The sequence below is a fragment of the Denitratisoma sp. genome, assembly GCA_032027165.1.
Lineage (GTDB): Bacteria > Pseudomonadota > Gammaproteobacteria > Burkholderiales > Rhodocyclaceae > Desulfobacillus.
The window spans coordinates 2,283,107-2,300,289 of record JAVSMO010000001.1 but is presented as its reverse complement, the minus strand read 5'-3'; the positions used below and the strand labels follow the sequence as shown (position 1 = coordinate 2,300,289).

Sequence of the window (17,183 nt, the reverse complement as noted above, 5' to 3'; positions counted from 1 at the left end):
CGAACCACGGAACCGATTTCATGAAGAACCTTCCCGCATTCCCCCGGGCCGCCCTGCTGGCCCTTTGCCTCTCGACCCTGGCGCTCGCCGGTTGCGGCCAAAGTCAGTCCCCGCAGGACGGCGCGCAAAAGAGCGCCGCCGCCGACAAGCCTGCCAACACCACCGAAAAACCCGGCGAACACGGGTCAGGGCACGGCGAGGAAGAACAACTCAAGCTCGGCGCCGAGGAGATCGCCGCCGCCGGCATCCGGACCGAGGAACTGCAGGAGCAGGAAATCAGCGAGCAGCTGACGGTGACCGCCACCATCCGCCCCAATCAGGACCGCATCGTCCACGTGGCGCCGCGCGTGCCGGGGCGCGTCGTCCGGGTTCCCGCCAATCTGGGCGACGCCGTCAAGGCCGGGCAGACGCTCGCCGTGCTCGACAGCCTCGAAGTGGGCGAGGCGCATTCGGCCTGGCTCCAGGCGCGGACGGCGCAAGCGCTGGCCAAGGCGGATTTCGAGCGCGCCGAGGCGCTCCACGGCGAGCAGATCATCGCCCGCAAGGATCACCTGCGCGCCCACGCCGAGTACGAGAAGTCGAAGGCGGCGCTAGCCGCCGCCGGAGACAGGCTGCGCATGCTGGGCGTGGGCCCGGCGCCGGCTGTCGACGGCCAGGCGGTGTCGGCCTTTCCGCTGACGACGCCATTCGCGGGAACGGTGATCGAGAAGCACGCCATCCTCGGCGAGCTGGCCCAGCCGGACAAGCCGCTGTTTACCGTCGCCGATCTCTCCAAGCTGTGGATCGAGGCCAACCTGTTCGAGAAGGATCTCGGCCGGGTGAGCGTCGGGGCGCAGGCCGTGGTCACCGTCGCCGCCTATCCCGACGCCACCTTCGCGGGCAAGCTCACCTACATCGCCGCCGTGGTCGACAAGGAGACGCGCACCGTGCAGGCGCGGGTCGAGGTCGTCAACGCCGACGGACGGCTCAAGCCCGAGATGTTCGCCACCGCGGCAATCCGTACCGGCGGCAAGGGCAAGGGATTGCTCCTGCCGGAGGAGGCGGTGGTGCTGATGCAGGGCCAGCCCACGGTCTTCGTCGAGGAGCACGGCGGCTTCGAACCGCGCGCGGTGGAGCTCGGCGAGAAGCTGCGCGGCCGCGTCGTGGTCAAGGCCGGGCTCGCGGCGGGCGACAAGGTGGTGACGGCGGGAACCTACGCCCTCAAGGCGCGCATCCTCAAATCGCAGCTCGGCGAAGGCCACGCTCACTGAGGAGGGGACATGCTGAACCGTATCGTCGATCTCTCGCTCCGCTACAAGCTGCTGGTGCTGGTGGGCTTCGGCCTCGTCGTCTTCCTCGGCGTGCGCGCCTTCCTCGCCGTGCCGGTGGACGCCTTCCCCGACGTGACGCCAAACCAGGTGAACGTCTACACCGAGTCGCCCGGCCTCGCCGCCGAAGACGTCGAGAAGCTCTTGACGGCGCCCATCGAGACGGCCATGGCGGGCCTGCCCGGCATCGAGCAGATCCGCTCGGTGTCGCTGTTCGGCCTGTCCTACGTCGGTGTCTATTTCAAGGACGACGTGGACATCTACTTCGCGCGGCGCCTCGTCGGCGAGAAGCTGCTGGAGGCCAGGGAGCGCATCCCGCAAGGCTACGGCGAGCCGAGCCTCGGGCCCAACAGCTCCGGCCTCGGCCAGGTGTTCTGGTACACGGTGGAGTCGGCCGACAAGAAGCTCTCCGCCATGGACCTGCGCACTCTGCACGACTGGAACGTGCGGCTCATGCTGCGCACCGCACCGGGGGTGGACGACGTCACCACCTGGGGCGGCTTCGAGAAGCAGTACCAGGTGCAGATCAACCCGCAGAAGCTCATCAAGTACGGCCTCTCCTTCAAGTCGGTGATGGAGGCGCTGGCCGCCAACAACCGCCAGGTCGGCGGCCAGTACGTGAATCTCGGCCAGGAGCAATACCTGGTGCGTGGCCTCGGGCTGGTGGCCAACACCACCGACATCGGCAACATCGTCGTCGCCGAGCGCGAGGGCGTGCCGATCCACGTGCACGAGGTAGCCGAGGTGAAGGAAGGGCCGGCGCTGCGCTTCGGCGCGGTGACCCGCGACGGCAGGGAGGTGGCGCTGGGCATCGCGCTCGCCCGCATCAACGAGAACGCCAAGAACGTGGTGGATGGCGTCAAGCGCAAGCTCGAACTCGCCCGCCAGGCGCTCCCCGCCGGCGTCACCCTCAACCCGGTGTATGACCGCACCGAAATCGTCGAGAAGGCGCTCGGCACCGCGGAAAGCGCCCTGGTCGAAGGCTCGATCCTGGTGGCCATCGTGCTCTTCCTCTTCCTCGGCGAGGCGCGTTCGGCGCTGGTGGTGATCGTCACCCTGCCGCTGGCCATGCTGATCGCCTTCCTGCTGATGCAGCACTTCGGACTGTCGGCCAACCTCATGTCGCTGGCGGGGCTGGCCATCGGCATCGGCATGATGGTGGACGGCGCCGTGGTGATGGTGGAAAACGGCTTCCGCCTGCTCTCCCATCAGGCGGGGAAAAGCGTGAATCGCACCCACGTCATCCTGGAGGCGGCGCGCGAGGTGATCAATCCCATCGCCTTCGCCATCCTCATCATCATCGTGGTGTTCCTGCCGCTGTTCTCGCTCACCGGCCTGGAGGGGAAGCTGTTCAAGCCGATGGCGCTCACCATCACCTTCGCCATGGTCGGCTCGCTCGTTTTGACGCTGACCCTGGTGCCGGTGCTCTCGGCGCTGATCCTCAAGCCCAAGGAGGAAAAGGACACCTTTCTGGTGCGCTGGGTCAAGGGCGCCTACCTGCCGCTGCTCGACCGGGCGCTGGAGAACAAGAAGCGGGTGATCGTCGCGGCGCTGGCCCTGCTGGCGGCGGCGCTCGCCGTCTTCCCCTTCCTCGGCAAGGAGTTCATGCCGACGCTGCAGGAGGGTGCCATCATGTTCCGCGTCACCGGCATCCCCTCCACTTCGCTGGAGGAATCGGTGCGCGTCTCGCAGAAGATGAACGCGGTGCTGAAACAGGAATTCCCGCAGACGAAATCGGTGCTGGCCACCATCGGCCGCGCCGAGAAGGGGGAAACCACCGACGCCAACTACATGGAAGTGCTGGTGGACGTGAAGCCGCGCGACGAGTGGCCGGAGAAGCTCTCCATGCCGGAGCTGTCCGACCGTATGAAGGAGGCGCTGGAAAAGGCCATCCCGACCGTCGTGCTTGGCAACACCCAGCCGATCCAGATGCGGGTCGAAGAGCTGATCTCGGGCGTGCGCGCCACCCTCGCCCTCAAGCTCTATGGCCCCGACCTCGCCACCCTCGACCGCCTCGCCGCGCAGATCAAGCCGGTGCTGGGGCAGGTGAGCGGCGTGGCCGACCTCTCGCTGGAAGCCAACAAGGGCAAGCCGCAGATCGTGGTGAAAGTCAGGCGCGAGGAGGCGGCGCGCTTCGGCATCAACGCCGACGAGATCCTCGAGGTGGTGCAGGCCGGCATCGGCGGTAAGGCCGTCAGCACCCTGCTCGACGGCGTGCGCCGCTTCGACATCCAGGTGCGGCTCGACCCGGCCTTCCGCGACAGCCTGCAGGCGATCGGCGACATTCCGCTGCGCACCCAGGCCGGGGCGCTGGTGCCGCTCTCGCGCGTCGCCACGGTGGAGCTGGACGAGGGCTACACCTTCGTCCGCCGCGAGCAGTTGAGCCGCTACGCGGTGCTGCAGATGGACGTGAAGGGCCGCGACGTGGACGGTTTCGTCAGGGAGTCCGACGCGAAGATCAGGAGCCAGGTGAAGTTGCCCGAGGGCTACTGGATCGAGTGGGGCGGCGCCTTCGAGAACCAGCAGCGCGCCATGGCGCGGCTCGCCCTCATCGTGCCGCTCACCATCGGCCTCATCTTCCTGCTGCTCTACACCGCCTTCAACTCGCTCACCCATGCCGCGCTGATCATCGCCAACGTGCCTTTCGCCATCATCGGCGGCGTCTTCGGCCTCGCCATAACCGGGCAGTACGTCTCGGTGCCCTCCGCCATCGGCTTCATCGCTGTCTTCGGCGTGGCGATGCTGAACGGCATCGTGCTGGTGTCCTTCCTCAACGACCGGCGCCGCCAGGGCCTGTCGATCCGCGAGGCGGTGCGCGAAGGGGCGAGCCTGCGCCTGCGGCCGGTGCTGATGACCGCCTCGGTGGCCATCCTCGGCCTGATTCCCATGCTGCTCTCGCAGGGTGTGGGCGCGGAAACGCAGCGCCCGCTGGCCACCGTGGTGGTGGGTGGGTTGTTCACCTCCACGGCGCTGACCCTGCTGCTCCTGCCGCTGATGTACGAGTGGGTGGAAACGCGGCGCGAGCGCAGCCGTACCACCCTTTGACCGAAGGAGAACCAGCGTGAAAGAGATCAAGGCATTCATCCGCCAGCACCGCATCGCCGACGTGCTTCAGGCGCTGCGGGAGTCCGGTTTGTGCGACCCGGGCATCGCCGGCGCCGGCTGTCACAACATTACCGTCTCCCAGGTGCAGCGCCCACTCGCGGGCGCCGAGCCGGCGCAGCAGCATTACTCGATGGAACTGGCCGAAGCGGTCGTCGCCGAATATCGGCTGGAGCTGGCATGCCCGGACGAGGCGGCCGACACGCTGGTCGACACCATCGCCAGAGCGGCGCATACCGGACAGCCTGACGCAGGCTGGATCTTCGTCAGCGAGATTCAGCGTGCGGTTGAGATTCATTGAGGTGCGCGATGAGCCGTGCGCGCCCCGGGCAAGACTACATACCGAGGAGGAAGTCGGCCGGTTGCAATTGGAATCCGTTGCGTTGCTGAAGGAGCTAATCCATGAAACTCATAATCAATCGTTGGGTCATGAGCTTCGTTCTGTTCTCGCTCGCCGGGTGCTCGCAAACTCTGTTGCTTCAGCAGATGGCCGGTAATTCAGCGACGGCCACGGTCGAGAGTCCGCCCCTCCATTCCGGCGCCGCTCGACTCACCGTAATGCTGGACGGCAAGACGTACGCGGGGAGCGCTGGAGAAACTCACGAGGATGCCACTGGAGAACAGGCGCGCCGCTTCGGCTGGAGCAAGGATCACAAGCATAAGTGGATAAAGCAGGAAATGGAGTTCCTTGTCGGCTCCACCGTGCTGGTGGCCGCCGACGGAGCGCGCCTGGAATGCGACCATCTGCGGCATGGGGGTGATTGGCGCTTGCGATGCAAGCGGAGCGGCGGCGGAGAGATTCAGCTGCAACCCGCTGGTCGGCAATGACGGGCTGAATGTTGCATGCTGCTAGACGCCGTTTGCGGCGAAGAACGGTCTGGTGCCATAGGGGTGCTGGGCAACATGAATGGTCTTGAGTAGGAGTCTGCCATGAAGCGAGTTCTGAAATTGTGTGCGCCAGTATTGATGGCCCTTTCCGGCTGCAGCACTCTGTCGGACCTGCCGCCGGGATACCGGCTCGGCGCAACGGACACCGAAGGCTTGGCTATCGTTTCGCTGACGTTGTCGGGCAGGGATATTGCGGCGGTTTCCAGTTTTGTCTATCGCGCGCGCGAGTCAGCCGGCGATAAGATGGAGCAGGCAATAAGGCGCCCCTATTTCGATTCACCCCGCCAGCATGCGAGATCGGTGCAGAACAAGAATGCCCAGGATTCCGCAATGACAAGCGCGAGATTGATCGTCAAGGAACCGGCCTCAAACGAACCGCTCGATGTCATCGAGTCTGGGCGTGCCGTAGGCCGCGTCGCGGTTCTTCGGCTGCCTGCAGGCAATTATGAACTGTACGACTGGAAGCTGGTGGTGCCCAACCAATACGGCGGGAACGAGTTCCGTCCGAATCAGGCGCTAGCGTACCGTTTTACCATCGAAGCGGGCAGGGCGATTTACCTAGGCAACCTGGATCTGCATATAACTGAGCGGGATGCGTACAAAATCGTCGTGGAGAACAAGGCGGCACGAGACCTTCCGCTGCTGGCGAGAAAACTGCCGTCGATAAGCGTCAAGGACATGATCTATCGGCCGATCGCAATGCAGTCTATCCAACCAAAGTGATAAGGCGGTCCGGTAACCGGTATGACTTGGGATTTGACACCGCGCTATAAGCGGCGGGTTCCGCAATGAGAAATAACCGAAACGGTAGCAATGACATCTCTGGCCGGGTTAGCGGCCGGTTTATAGCTTGCTTCCCCCAATCGCCCGAGGAATGGAAGGCGCTTCGCTCCATTGAACTACCGGGAAGCGTGTCGAAGGATGGGTATGTGCAGCTGCTGATTACGATTCGGGCGATTGGGGGGAGTACGGGGCGGTGAGTGACCTGCTCCCCATTTTCAGTACCAGCCTGAAGTTAGTAAAGTCCGCTTTTGAAGGGAGAAGCGGGCATGAAGAAGCGGTTCACGGAAGAGCAGATCATCGGGTACCTCAAGCAGGCGGAAGCCGGGGTGGCGATCAAGGATCTGTGCAGGAAGCATGGCTTTAGCGATGCGGCCTTCTACACCTGGCGGCGCAAGTTCGGCGGCATGGACGTGGCGGATGCCAAGCGGCTGCGCGAGCTGGAGGCGGAGAACGCCAAGCTGAAGAAGCTGCTGGCCGAATCGATGCTCGACATCGAGGCGCTCAAGGTTGTTGTCAAGGGAAAGCGCTGACCCCGCAGGCCAAGCGCCAGGCGGTTGCCGTGATGCAGGAGAAGACGTCCATCTCCCAGCGTCGCGCCTGCCGGCTTGTGGGGGTATCGCGCACGGTGTTGAACTACGAAGCCAAGACCGACCCGGCCAACCAGGCGCTGGCCGGGCGGATGGTCGAACTGGCCGCCGAGCGGCGCCGCTTCGGCTACAGGCGTCTGCATGTGCTGTTGCGGCGGGAAGGCCATCAGGCGAACCACAAGCGGGTGTTTCGCCTGTACCAGGGCGCGGGGCTGGCGGTGCCCAAGCGCAAGCGGCGCAAGGGGGTGGCGATGGAGCGCCAGCCGCTGACCTTGCCCGAGGCGCCGAACCAGGTCTGGTCGATGGATTTCGTGATGGATGCGCTGTCCTCGGGGCGGCGCCTGAAGTGCCTGAACATCGTGGATGACTGCACCAAGGAATCCGTGGATATCGTGCTCGACCACAGCATCAGCGGGCAGTATGTGACGCGCGTGCTGGATCAGGCGGCGCGCTTCCGCGGCTTGCCGGCGGCGATCCGCACCGACCAGGGGCCGGAGTTCACCAGCAAGGCGCTCGACCAGTGGGCTTATCGGAACGGTGTCGAGTTGAAGCTCATCCAGCCGGGCAAGCCGACGCAGAACGCCTACATCGAGTCGTTCAACGGCAAGTTCCGCGATGAGTGCCTGAACGAGCATTGGTTCACGAGCTTGGCCGAAGCGCGGGTGCGGGTGGCGGCCTGGCGGCGCGACTACAACGAGTGCCGGCCGCATAGCGCACTGGGGTATCTCACGCCGGCGGAGTTCGCGGCGCGCTGTCGGGCAAGCTTGCCCGACAGCGCAACAGAACTGGAAATCGGATAGATTTATGTTTCGGATTTTACTAACCACGACCTGGCACTAAAGACGGGGGCAGGTCATGAGGCGAAAAGATCAGGGCCACCGGCCAGTAGAAAATTTAATCATGAACCGCTCAAGGGAGGAAACATGGCGTCATTTTCTGTAAGGGGCCCCTTCCAAGCTCCAGTGGAGAAAATGCCAGCAGGAAGGATCATTGGAAACCAAAGAAGGAAAGCTCTTCTGGAAAAAGCATCCTGGCCTAGCTATCGAAGTCGGGTGCTACGTGTTTGCCAACAGTTCGAGAATGTTTGCTTATTTAGAGCTGCACTAGGAGCTGTATGCGTGTGCGGTCTTTACTTGAGCGCAAACGGCACTTGCTGGGGCTTCACTTTGCTATCTACGATGTTAGGAACAATTTGAGCGCCGTCTTCAGTCCAGCAACATCTGGTATTTCCTCTGTTTGCTGCCAACCGAACATTGGGAGTTACCGGTTCTAACTATCTAGATTTGCATCGGCCAAAGATAGTCTGCGCTCCACTGACGCGGAGCCGATAGCGGATCATCGACTCACTGACTGCGTAATATGCTGCGGCATCTGAAATAGAATGGTTGTTGAAGAGAATCTTCATGGCGGCGGGTTGTGGAACAAGGATAGCGCCAGCTAACCAGTTAGCTTCGGCCTCAACTTCAGCATTTCGATTGCGCTTTCCGTCGTCGTCAGCAAGGGGCGAGGGGAAGTGGCCCAGAAGTGCGTGGGCGAGTTCGTGAGCGATAGTGCTGTTTAAGCGGACGTCTGCATGGGCGTCATTATAGAGAATTAGGCGACATGTCCCATGGTGGATCGTGACCCCTGAAAAAACTTCCGGCTCAATGTGCCGAAAGTGTACAAGATGAGTATCGGGAACATAATCGGCGAGCGCTGATAACGGCACAGCCGGAATGGCGAGCCATTCGGCCAGCGCAAAGACGTCGATTGGAGCGTGATGTAAGAGACCGAGTTCGTCTCTGAGCTCTAGCGCCCACTCCTCAGCTTCCTTCTTGAACCCTCTTCTTAACTTTGTGGCCACTCGTCGAAATCATTTCGAATTGTTTGTATGCCGCTGTGATTATATGATCTAAAGCGGTGACAGACTCCTTCGATAGATTTGGATCTGCCCGCAGGTAAGTGAGGATTTGATTTAGGCCGCCAGGTTGAACGGGGCGCACATCCTTGTCCATGACGAAGTCTGCCGGGTTTAAGCCTGACCACGCTGCTAGCATGGCAAGACTGTCTGCGTCGGGATTCTTGCCTTGGGCAAGGCGTGTAAGCGTAGAAGCGCTGACTTTAGTTGCCTGACTTACTTGCTTCCATGTCAGGCTCTTATTTCCTCTGATGTTGTCTAGTGCACGGTAATAGCTGTCGCTGTCGAAGTGGCCGCGGATTGCTGCCATCGCGTTCCTCCTGAAAATTGCTAAATAGCAATTGACAACCCATAAAGAAATGACTAGGCTATCATTGCTATTTAGCAATTATAGGTCATTTTCGAGCCTTGGCTAGGAGAATGTGATGGCGAAGAATCCCCCGATTGGCGATGGCCACCGCGCAGGCGCGGTGAAGCGCCGCAGCCAGACCCAAACGTCTTCCGGCAAATGGGTTAAGCGCGACACACAGACTGGTCGTTTCTTAGACGTCAAGACGTCGGATCCCACACCCTTTAAGGGCGTGCGTCGCGAGAAAAAGTAGGAGGGGCCATGTTGGATCGTTTCGTCGAATTCTTTCTCTTACACCCCAAAAGGCTGGTGGCCGTAGGTGAAATACTTTACACAGTTGCATCGGCCCTAGTCGTGCTCGGCGCCTGCACGAATGTGTATACGGGCGCCATCAACGCGATAAATCGTTTGAGCCGTCAAGCCCGATCGCAATCGGCACTCGCCGACCTTCTTCCGGGCTTTCCGACATGGTGGGTGCCCGAGACATTTGTTGGTCTGGTCTTTGTCATCGCCATCGCCATCGTCGGTGCCGTGATTGCCCGTGAAGGCCGTAATCTTGAGCGATTCTTCGCTAATTGACTTTTCAGGCCCACTACAAACTGTTTGCCCTATGCAAAACGAGACCCCCTCCGCTGAAAAGGACTTCTGGATTCTTGCCCTCTCTGGCGGCGGGTACCGCGGATTGTTTACTGCGACGGTGTTGCAGGAGATGGAAAAGCGCTGCGGCGTTCCACTGGCAAAAAAATTCGACTTGATCACAGGAACTTCGGTTGGAGGCATGTTGGCTGCAGCATTGGCCAAGGAAGTCCCTGCTGACCGACTTCCCAAGCTGTTCCGTGAGCATGGCAAGACCATCTTCCACGGCGGGTGGAAGCAGTGGCCACTGCTGAAGATATTCAATTTAGGTTTCTTCTCCGCCCGCTATGGCACCAAAGGCTTGAATTCGGTCCTGTCCCACAACGATCTTCTGGGCAATACCATTTTCAACGCCTTGGAGCACCGCTTGATGATCCCTGCCGTCAATTTGTCAAAGGGCTCGGCACAGTTTTTCAAGACCCAGCATTGCGAGGAATACCGCCACGACGGCGCTGTGCTCCTCAAAGACGCAGTAATGGCCTCCGCCGCTGCTCCGACCTTCTTCCCGGTACATCGGTTTAATCAGAACCGCTATGCCGACGGGGGGTTGGTTGCCAATTCGCCAGCGTTGGTTGCGTTCCATGAAGCTGTACACAAGCTTGGCACTCCGCCTGATCGAGTCCATGTCATCTCGATCGGGACAATGAATAAATCCGTCACGATGGACCCGCGCACCCCCTTGAATATCGGCCTACTTACTGGCGGTGGGTGGCGTTTCTGGAAGGGTTGGCGACAGAGGGTCTTTGAGGTAACTCTAGCCGCCCAGGAACAGCTGTCCGAGGATATGCTCAGGCACATTCTCAACAGCAGGGTACTCCGCATCGATGTTCCACTTGAGCCTGACCAGACTGCCGTCGTCAGTCTTGACGCAGTGACAGATGCGGCTAATGAAGTCCTGGAAGGTCAAGCCAGGGAAGCGGCCAAGAAGGAATTGACTGGGCCGATCTATGAGCGCTGGATGAGTTATACCGCCTCCCCAGCACAATTTTTCAACCGAGGCTGAGGAGTTGTCATGCCGAATTTCCACCATATCTTCGAGAAACGCACGGAACCGCGCTGCTATAGGCAGTCCATCACGCCGACTGAGCCCGATAAGAAGCGGCTCTTCGAAGCAAAAGATAAGGTGCGACGCCATCTTCTCGAGGTGATCCCGCAGCTGACCGAGAAAGCCTTCGGTAAGGAAGGCAGGGCGACGCCCAAGTTCTACGTTCAGGGCTCCTGGGCCTATGGCACTTGCAATGCTCCGTGCCACGACGATCAGGAGATGGATCTAGACTACGGGGTCTACCTTCCCGTCAGTGCCTGGGAAGACAGCGGCCTGCCACCCCAGACCGCCGCTCCGGCCTATTTCAAGATCATGGAGCATGCCCTCTTACCCCTCATTCAGAAAGAAGGATGGACGTTAATCGAGGATAAAGATACCTGTGTTCGAATTCAGATCAAGGGGATCCATGCCCACATCGATGTCCCGCTCTATGTCGCTCCGGACGCCGCGTTCAAACGGCTCGTGGAAGCAAGAACGCATGTCGCCAAAGCGGCGCTCACCGCTGACATCGTTTTTGCCGAAAGCGAAATCGATGAGCAGCAATGGCATGACTTCGAGAAAATTGCTCTGGCCATGCGAGATGGAACCTGGAAACCATCCGATCCGCGCAGAGTGTCCGACTGGTTCACTACCAATGTGCAACGTCACGGTAGCCAACTGCGGCGGATCTGCCGGTATCTCAAGGGGATGCGAGACTTCCACTGGACCACTGGCGGACCTTCCTCGGTCCTGCTCATGATTTGTGCCTGTCAAAATTGGCGAGGCTTCGAGGAGCGGGATGATCTTGCTTTGCTACATGTCCTCGAAAAGATTGGTCCGGTGCTTCTCGGCCCAGTCTATTGCCCCGAAATTTCTGACGAGGATTTCAACCGGATCAAGGAAGCAGAGCGTTTTGCAGCAAAGCAATGGGCCGATACTGCGGCACTCGTTTTGCAGGACGTCATCAACAACTCGCGGATGCATCAGCTTCACGAGGCATTCCGCAAACTGCAATCAACAATTGATCAACGCATTCCCACAGCGCCCGAATTGGTCGGAGTAGACAGCACGCCGGCTAGCATCCGTACTTACGCTCCAGCCATCGTTCCGCAGAAGCGGCACGAGGAGTCTCGCGCTGGCTAACCACATCATCCACGCTCGTGCGCAGGTTTCGGAGTACCTAGGCGCTGTTGGGTTCAGGGCCTGCGCCGTACCTACTTGGATAGACAATCATCGAGCACTCGCCTTCGAGGGTACCCTGGGCCAAGGCAAGCAAGTCGAGCCCGTCCAAATAGTCATCACCGACTGGGACTTCGTCACTCCCCCCAAGTTCTTTCTACGCCAAGACTCCGAGCTGCTAAAGAACCCGACGAATCCGCATATCGGGCTTCACGGGCAGATCTGCTATCGGACCCAAGGCGTCGGAATCCTCAATGCGTACGCTCCGCAGAATGCCGTGGCAGCCTGCCTGCATGAGGCCGAAGACGTTATGGCACAGATCAAGGCCGGTGGGGCGTGGGCGGATACCGAGATACAGCGCGAATTCGAAGCGTACTGGAACGGATTTCCGCTAATCTCGTGCGGGCTCGACTTTACAAAGAAGAGCGCTGAAGTCTTTCTCCCCGAGGGCGATACGCCCTCACACGGTTGGATTTATCAGGATGTCGAACGCGCAAGAGCTATCGCCCGTTCTATGGGGGTAGAACCGGAAGCAGGAGGAAAGGTTTATCTGCTTAAAGCGAGAAGGCCGCTATCGATTGGCGGCGCGGGGGAAATTCCTGGAAATACCAAATCGCTACTGAATTGGCTTCGCAGTTGGGATAACGCTGTGCATCGGGAGATCATTAGCCTGATCTCGCAGAAGGAGTTCTTTCAGGAAGGTTCGCCCCGCATTATTATTCGGGCTGATAACGCCACCATCGGATTCAGAATCCTGCTCGATGCGAATGCGCTGAAGGCATTTAAAGACAAGGCAAAGGAGTTCCCCCATCGCTTGAGTCATCCATATCTTCCCCCCATTAATATCCGTCGCTACAGTGTGTCCGATGCCAGCCCTGAATTCATTTACTCACGGAATGGCCAGCAGTCGTTGGGGGGGAAGAAGATTCTCTTGATCGGCGCGGGAGCCATTGGTGGGTACTTGGCTGACAATCTGGTTCGCATGGGAGCTGGCTATGCCGGCGGACGGCTTACCATCATTGACTCGGATACTCTTCTCCCCGAAAACCTCAGTCGCCACCGACTGGGCATGGATAGTGTCCTCAGTTTCAAGGCGGATGCCTTGGCGAAGCGACTCGGCACAGAATTTCCCTGGCTGGATATCAAACCGATCCATGAAGATGTTCTCAGGTACCGAGGGGTATTCCAGTCGGACCTGGTTATCGATGCGACTGGCGATGAAGCACTTGGGAGAGCCATCAATCGCCAGCATCAGGCACTCCCAGCCGAATCCAGCCCCCCTGTTCTGTACTGCTGGATTGCCGGGGCAGGAGATGGAGTACAAGTTATTTGGGTTGACGCTGACAGAAAGCATGCCTGTCTGGAATGCCTGTCTCACCACGATAGTCATGGAAATTGGACACCGCGGTTTCAATTTCTCCGTAGCAAGGCAAAATTAATATTCGTCGGCTGTGCCGCCGTCACGCCATACGCAGTGAGTTCGTCTATGAAAGCCGCCGCCCTGGCCTCGGAAATGATAGGTGACTGGCTAACTGGCGATGTAAAGCCGCGATTTAGGTGTCGTGCGCGCGCGCATGGCGAAACTCACGACATCGCTGACTCATCTCCAGATCGGTTGAAGGAATGTCCCGCATGTCGCAGGACATAATCTACTCACATAGCGAGGATGATCCCAGCCGCGTACTGATCCCTTCCGTTATCGTCGATCAGCTCAACCAGTTCCAACAAACCGGGCTGCAGGATCTAGAGGCCGGTGGTCTGCTCCTTGGGCTGCGTCGTGGCCCGCACATTGAGATCGTCAGGATCACATCCCCACTCCAGAGCGATATCCGTACGAGGACATCATTCCATCGGCGCGATTTGGGTCACTTTGAACTGGCCGACCAGCACTGGATGGACAGTCAGCACACCGTTGGATACGTCGGCGAGTGGCATACCCACCCCGAGCCGCTGCCTACTCCGTCCCTCATCGATGCAACTGAATGGCGCAGGGTGATGCGTACCGAGAAACGAGCCACAATTTTCCTGATTGTCGGAACCTGTAATTGGTTTGTTGGGCGAGGCCCAGTCCGAACCATGCTGTGGCCACTTCCACAGAAATGGGAGCGCCTAAGAAGAGTGTGAGGCACATGCCCAAAAACCTGTAGCCCGGAAACGCCTGTTAAAGACGCCATTGTGCTGCTGACAACAATGTGCGGCTTACTGGGGCCGGATTCCTGTTTTCCGCTTTGATTTGCTGTGAAAGGAAGTAGACGGGATTTATTTTTGACGGGACGGGATTTATTTTTGACGGCCGACATCCGGCGCACCCCTTGAATGTCTCGACAAACACCCCTATTATTAGCACTCGTTAGCAATGAGTGCTAATGCAAGTTTCAGGAATATCTTAATGTGGGCACTCGCTCACTTTCGTCAAATTCGATCTGTAGAGAGGAGATAACTCTATGAAAATTCGTCCTTTGCATGACCGTGTGATCGTCAAGCGCCTCGAAGAGGAACGCAAGACGGCCTCCGGCATCGTCATTCCCGACACCGCCGCCGAGAAGCCCGATCAGGGCGAGGTCATGGCCGTCGGTCCCGGCAAGCGCGACGACAACGGCAAGCACATCGCTCTCGACGTCAAGGTCGGCGACAAGGTGCTGTTCGGCAAATACGCCGGCCAGACCGTCAAGGTGCAGGGCGAGGAACTGCTCGTCATGCGCGAAGAAGACATCATGGGTGTCGTTGAAGGCAAGTAACGGAACACATAGAGGAGAAACGCAATGCCTGCTAAAGAGGTCAAATTTGGTGATTCCGCCCGCCACCGCATGGTGGAAGGCGTCAATATCCTGGCCGACGCGGTCAAGGTCACGCTTGGCCCGAAGGGCCGCAACGTCGTGCTGGAGCGCTCCTTCGGCGCCCCGACGGTGACCAAGGACGGCGTCTCCGTCGCCAAGGAAATCGAGCTCAAGGACAAGTTCCAGAACATGGGCGCGCAGATGGTGAAGGAGGTCGCCTCGAAGACTTCCGACGTGGCCGGCGACGGCACCACCACCGCCACCGTGCTGGCCCAGTCGATCGTGCGCGAGGGCATGAAGTTCGTTGCCGCCGGCATGAACCCGATGGACCTGAAGCGCGGCATCGACAAGGCCGTCGTCGCCGTGGTCGACGAACTGAAGAAGCTGTCGAAGCCCTGCACCACCTCCACCGAGATCGCCCAGGTCGGCGCCATTTCCGCCAACGCGGATTCGGACATCGGCAAGATCATCGCCGATGCCATGGACAAGGTCGGCAAGGAAGGCGTCATCACCGTCGAGGACGGCAAGTCGCTGCAGAACGAACTGGAAGTCGTCGAGGGCATGCAGTTCGACCGCGGCTACCTGAGCCCCTACTTCATCAACAACCCGGACAAGCAGATTGCCATCCTCGACAATCCATTCGTCCTGCTCTATGACAAAAAGATCTCCAACATCCGCGACCTGCTGCCGGTGCTGGAGCAGGTGGCCAAGGCCGGCCGTCCGCTGCTGATCATCGCCGAGGACGTCGAGGGCGAGGCGCTCGCCACCCTGGTGGTGAACAACATCCGCGGCATCCTCAAGACCTGCGCCGTCAAGGCGCCGGGATTCGGCGACCGCCGCAAGGCCATGCTGGAAGACATCGCCATCCTCACCGGCGGCCAGGTCATCGCCGAGGAAGTCGGCCTGTCGCTCGAGAAGGCCACGCTGAAGGATCTCGGCCAGGCCAAGCGCATCGAGATCGGCAAGGAGAACACCACGATCATCGACGGCGCCGGCGAGGCCAAGGCCATCGAGGCCCGCGTCAAGCAGATCCGCGCGCAGATCGAGGAAGCCACCAGCGACTACGACAAGGAGAAGCTGCAGGAGCGCGTGGCCAAGCTGGCCGGGGGCGTGGCGCTGATCAAGGTCGGTGCCGCCACCGAGGTCGAGATGAAGGAGAAGAAGGCCCGCGTCGAGGACGCCCTGCACGCCACCCGTGCCGCGGTGGAAGAGGGCATCGTCCCCGGCGGCGGCGTGGCGCTGATGCGCGCCCGCGGCAGCGTCAAGGTGAAGGGCGACAACCACGACCAGGAAGCCGGCATCAAGATCGTGCTGCGCGCCCTGGAGCAGCCGATGCGCGAGATCGTCGCCAATGCCGGCGACGAGCCGAGTGTGGTGGTGAACAAGGTCACCGAGGGCAAGGGTAACTTCGGCTACAACGCCGCCACCGGCGAGTACGGCGACATGGTGGCGATGGGTGTGCTGGATCCGACCAAGGTCACCCGCACCGCGCTGCAGAACGCCGCCTCCGTGGCCAGCCTGATGCTGACCACAGACTGCATGGTGGCCGAGCTGGTGGAAGACAAGCCGGCTGGCGGCATGCCCGGCGGCATGGGCGGCATGGGCGGCATGGGTGGCATGGACATGGGCATGTAATCGGCGAAGCCGATTACATGGCTTTTTGTGGAACGGGGGAAACGCAGGTTTCCCCCGGCCCCCTTCCTACCAGGACAGACCCCGCTTCGGCGGGGTTTTTCCTTGATGAATGACAAGCTTTTTCGAGAATGGAGCCGCGTGCTATAGTGGTATCACTAAAGTAGAACCAAAGGGAGATGTAAATGGACCTAAAAGCCGTTTACAAAAAAACCCAAAAAGGTCTGGAGGAGATGGCCCAGCGCACCGTGCTCGGGATGCGTGAACGGACTCTTCTCGTGATGGTGGACGGCAAAACGACCGCCGCCGACCTGCTTGCCAGGGCGCAACACATGCCCGACCCGCAAGGGCTGATGGCGAAGCTGATCGAGGGCGGTTTCATTGCGGTCGATGCTTCTGCCGCAGCTGCGTCTGCGGCATCAGCGCCGACAGCGGCATCAGCGCCGGCAGCCGCCACGCCGCAGGACCAGCGCATCATGCAGGACACCATGCGCTACGCCGAGCGCTTTCTCGACGAGGTTCTGGGCCCCGAAGCGGACCTGCTTGCGGAAGCCATCGGCAGGTGCAAGACCATGCCTGAGTTGCGCACCAGGCTCGAAAAGACGCGCGACGCGATTGCCGGGATGGGAAAGAAACGCAGGGCCGAGGAGTTTTGGGCGAATGTCGAAGCCCGTCTCGAAGGCCGCCCGCCGCCGGCTCCTGCCGCACCGGCAGTTCCTCCCGCGCCAGCCACCAGCCCGGCATCGCCGCCTCCCGCCCAGCCTGCAACTGCTGCGCAGCAGCAGCCTTCTGTTCAGGAGGCGGTCCGTTTTGCCCGGCGCTTCGTCCTCGATGCCCTGGGGCCCCAGGGCGACGCACTGGTGGAGGCCATCGAGAAATGCAGGACATTGCCTGAATTGCGGCTAGCGTTGGGAAAGAGCCGGGATGCCCTGCAGGTGGGGGCGGGAAAACGCAAGGCCGATGAGTTCTGGAGCGGCGTGGAACAGCGCCTGCCCGAGTCCTGAGTTAGGCGTTACCTGGAA

General features: G+C 60.5%; 17 protein-coding genes. 15 read left to right on the top strand and 2 right to left on the bottom strand.

Translation table 11 applies throughout. The features are described 5' to 3' along the window. The first annotated feature begins 20 nt into the window (after nucleotides 1–20). The 6 genes from ROZ00_11215 to ROZ00_11190 all read left to right on the top strand — a co-directional run bounded on the left by ROZ00_11215 (nucleotide 21) and on the right by ROZ00_11190 (nucleotide 7,467). Entirely contained in the window at nucleotides 21–1,250 is a 1,230-nt protein-coding gene (locus ROZ00_11215) for an efflux RND transporter periplasmic adaptor subunit (GenBank protein MDT3736787.1), read from the top strand. 9 nt (nucleotides 1,251–1,259) lie between these two features. Continuing rightward, a complete protein-coding gene (locus ROZ00_11210) occupies nucleotides 1,260–4,352 on the top strand; it encodes a CusA/CzcA family heavy metal efflux RND transporter (GenBank protein ID MDT3736786.1) in 3,093 nt (1,030 codons plus the stop codon). A gap of 16 nt (nucleotides 4,353–4,368) precedes the next feature. Beyond that, on the top strand, nucleotides 4,369–4,710 hold the full coding sequence (locus ROZ00_11205; GenBank protein MDT3736785.1) for a P-II family nitrogen regulator: 342 nt from the start codon (nucleotides 4,369–4,371) through the stop codon (nucleotides 4,708–4,710). Between the two features lie 101 nt (nucleotides 4,711–4,811). Next, nucleotides 4,812–5,237 (top strand): hypothetical protein, encoded by a 426-nt coding sequence (locus ROZ00_11200; protein MDT3736784.1) that lies wholly within the window; start codon nucleotides 4,812–4,814, stop codon nucleotides 5,235–5,237. A 102-nt stretch (nucleotides 5,238–5,339) separates the two neighbouring features. Beyond that, nucleotides 5,340–6,020 (top strand): hypothetical protein, encoded by a 681-nt coding sequence (locus ROZ00_11195; GenBank protein MDT3736783.1) that lies wholly within the window; start codon nucleotides 5,340–5,342, stop codon nucleotides 6,018–6,020. Nucleotides 6,021–6,346: 326 nt separating this feature from the next. Next, nucleotides 6,347–7,467 (top strand): IS3 family transposase gene (locus ROZ00_11190; GenBank protein MDT3736782.1). Its coding sequence is split into 2 segments (ribosomal slippage): nucleotides 6,347–6,605 and nucleotides 6,605–7,467, totalling 1,122 coding nucleotides; the frame shifts between segments, so codons are not numbered across the junction. A gap of 473 nt (nucleotides 7,468–7,940) precedes the next feature. On the opposite strand, the gene ROZ00_11185 is transcribed toward ROZ00_11190, so the two are convergent. Together ROZ00_11185 and ROZ00_11180 are read right to left on the bottom strand one after the other, a co-directional pair. Next, nucleotides 7,941–8,510, bottom strand: a complete 570-nt coding sequence (locus ROZ00_11185) for an ImmA/IrrE family metallo-endopeptidase (protein ID MDT3736781.1) — start codon at nucleotides 8,508–8,510, stop codon at nucleotides 7,941–7,943. Then, nucleotides 8,470–8,874, bottom strand: coding sequence for a helix-turn-helix transcriptional regulator (locus ROZ00_11180; protein MDT3736780.1), 405 nt, complete (start codon nucleotides 8,872–8,874; stop codon nucleotides 8,470–8,472). Before ROZ00_11180 ends, ROZ00_11185 begins: the two co-directional genes overlap by 41 nt. A gap of 115 nt (nucleotides 8,875–8,989) precedes the next feature. On the opposite strand from ROZ00_11180, the gene ROZ00_11175 reads away from it, so the two are divergent. The 9 genes from ROZ00_11175 (at nucleotide 8,990) to ROZ00_11135 (ending at nucleotide 17,165) form a co-directional block, all read left to right on the top strand. Beyond that, entirely contained in the window at nucleotides 8,990–9,166 is a 177-nt protein-coding gene (locus ROZ00_11175) for a hypothetical protein (GenBank protein ID MDT3736779.1), read from the top strand. A gap of 8 nt (nucleotides 9,167–9,174) precedes the next feature. Continuing rightward, complete coding sequence (locus tag ROZ00_11170; protein MDT3736778.1) at nucleotides 9,175–9,492, top strand: hypothetical protein; 318 nt, start codon at nucleotides 9,175–9,177, stop codon at nucleotides 9,490–9,492. Nucleotides 9,493–9,523: 31 nt separating this feature from the next. Continuing rightward, nucleotides 9,524–10,552: a CBASS cGAMP-activated phospholipase gene (locus tag ROZ00_11165; GenBank protein ID MDT3736777.1), complete on the top strand. Its 1,029-nt coding sequence runs from the start codon at nucleotides 9,524–9,526 to the stop codon at nucleotides 10,550–10,552. Nucleotides 10,553–10,561: 9 nt separating this feature from the next. Further along, complete coding sequence (locus ROZ00_11160) at nucleotides 10,562–11,716, top strand: CBASS cGAMP synthase (protein ID MDT3736776.1); 1,155 nt, start codon at nucleotides 10,562–10,564, stop codon at nucleotides 11,714–11,716. Further along, nucleotides 11,709–13,400, top strand: coding sequence for a ThiF family adenylyltransferase (locus ROZ00_11155; protein ID MDT3736775.1), 1,692 nt, complete (start codon nucleotides 11,709–11,711; stop codon nucleotides 13,398–13,400). Before ROZ00_11160 ends, ROZ00_11155 begins: the two co-directional genes overlap by 8 nt. After that, nucleotides 13,385–13,876, top strand: coding sequence for a Mov34/MPN/PAD-1 family protein (locus tag ROZ00_11150; GenBank protein MDT3736774.1), 492 nt, complete (start codon nucleotides 13,385–13,387; stop codon nucleotides 13,874–13,876). Before ROZ00_11155 ends, ROZ00_11150 begins: the two co-directional genes overlap by 16 nt. 320 nt (nucleotides 13,877–14,196) lie before the next feature. After that, a complete protein-coding gene (groES, locus tag ROZ00_11145) occupies nucleotides 14,197–14,490 on the top strand; it encodes a co-chaperone GroES (protein ID MDT3736773.1) in 294 nt (97 codons plus the stop codon). A gap of 24 nt (nucleotides 14,491–14,514) precedes the next feature. Next, nucleotides 14,515–16,164, top strand: a complete 1,650-nt coding sequence (groL, locus tag ROZ00_11140) for a chaperonin GroEL (GenBank protein MDT3736772.1) — start codon at nucleotides 14,515–14,517, stop codon at nucleotides 16,162–16,164. Nucleotides 16,165–16,346: 182 nt separating this feature from the next. Then, entirely contained in the window at nucleotides 16,347–17,165 is an 819-nt protein-coding gene (locus tag ROZ00_11135; GenBank protein ID MDT3736771.1) for a hypothetical protein, read from the top strand. Nucleotides 17,166–17,183: the final 18 nt, after the last annotated feature.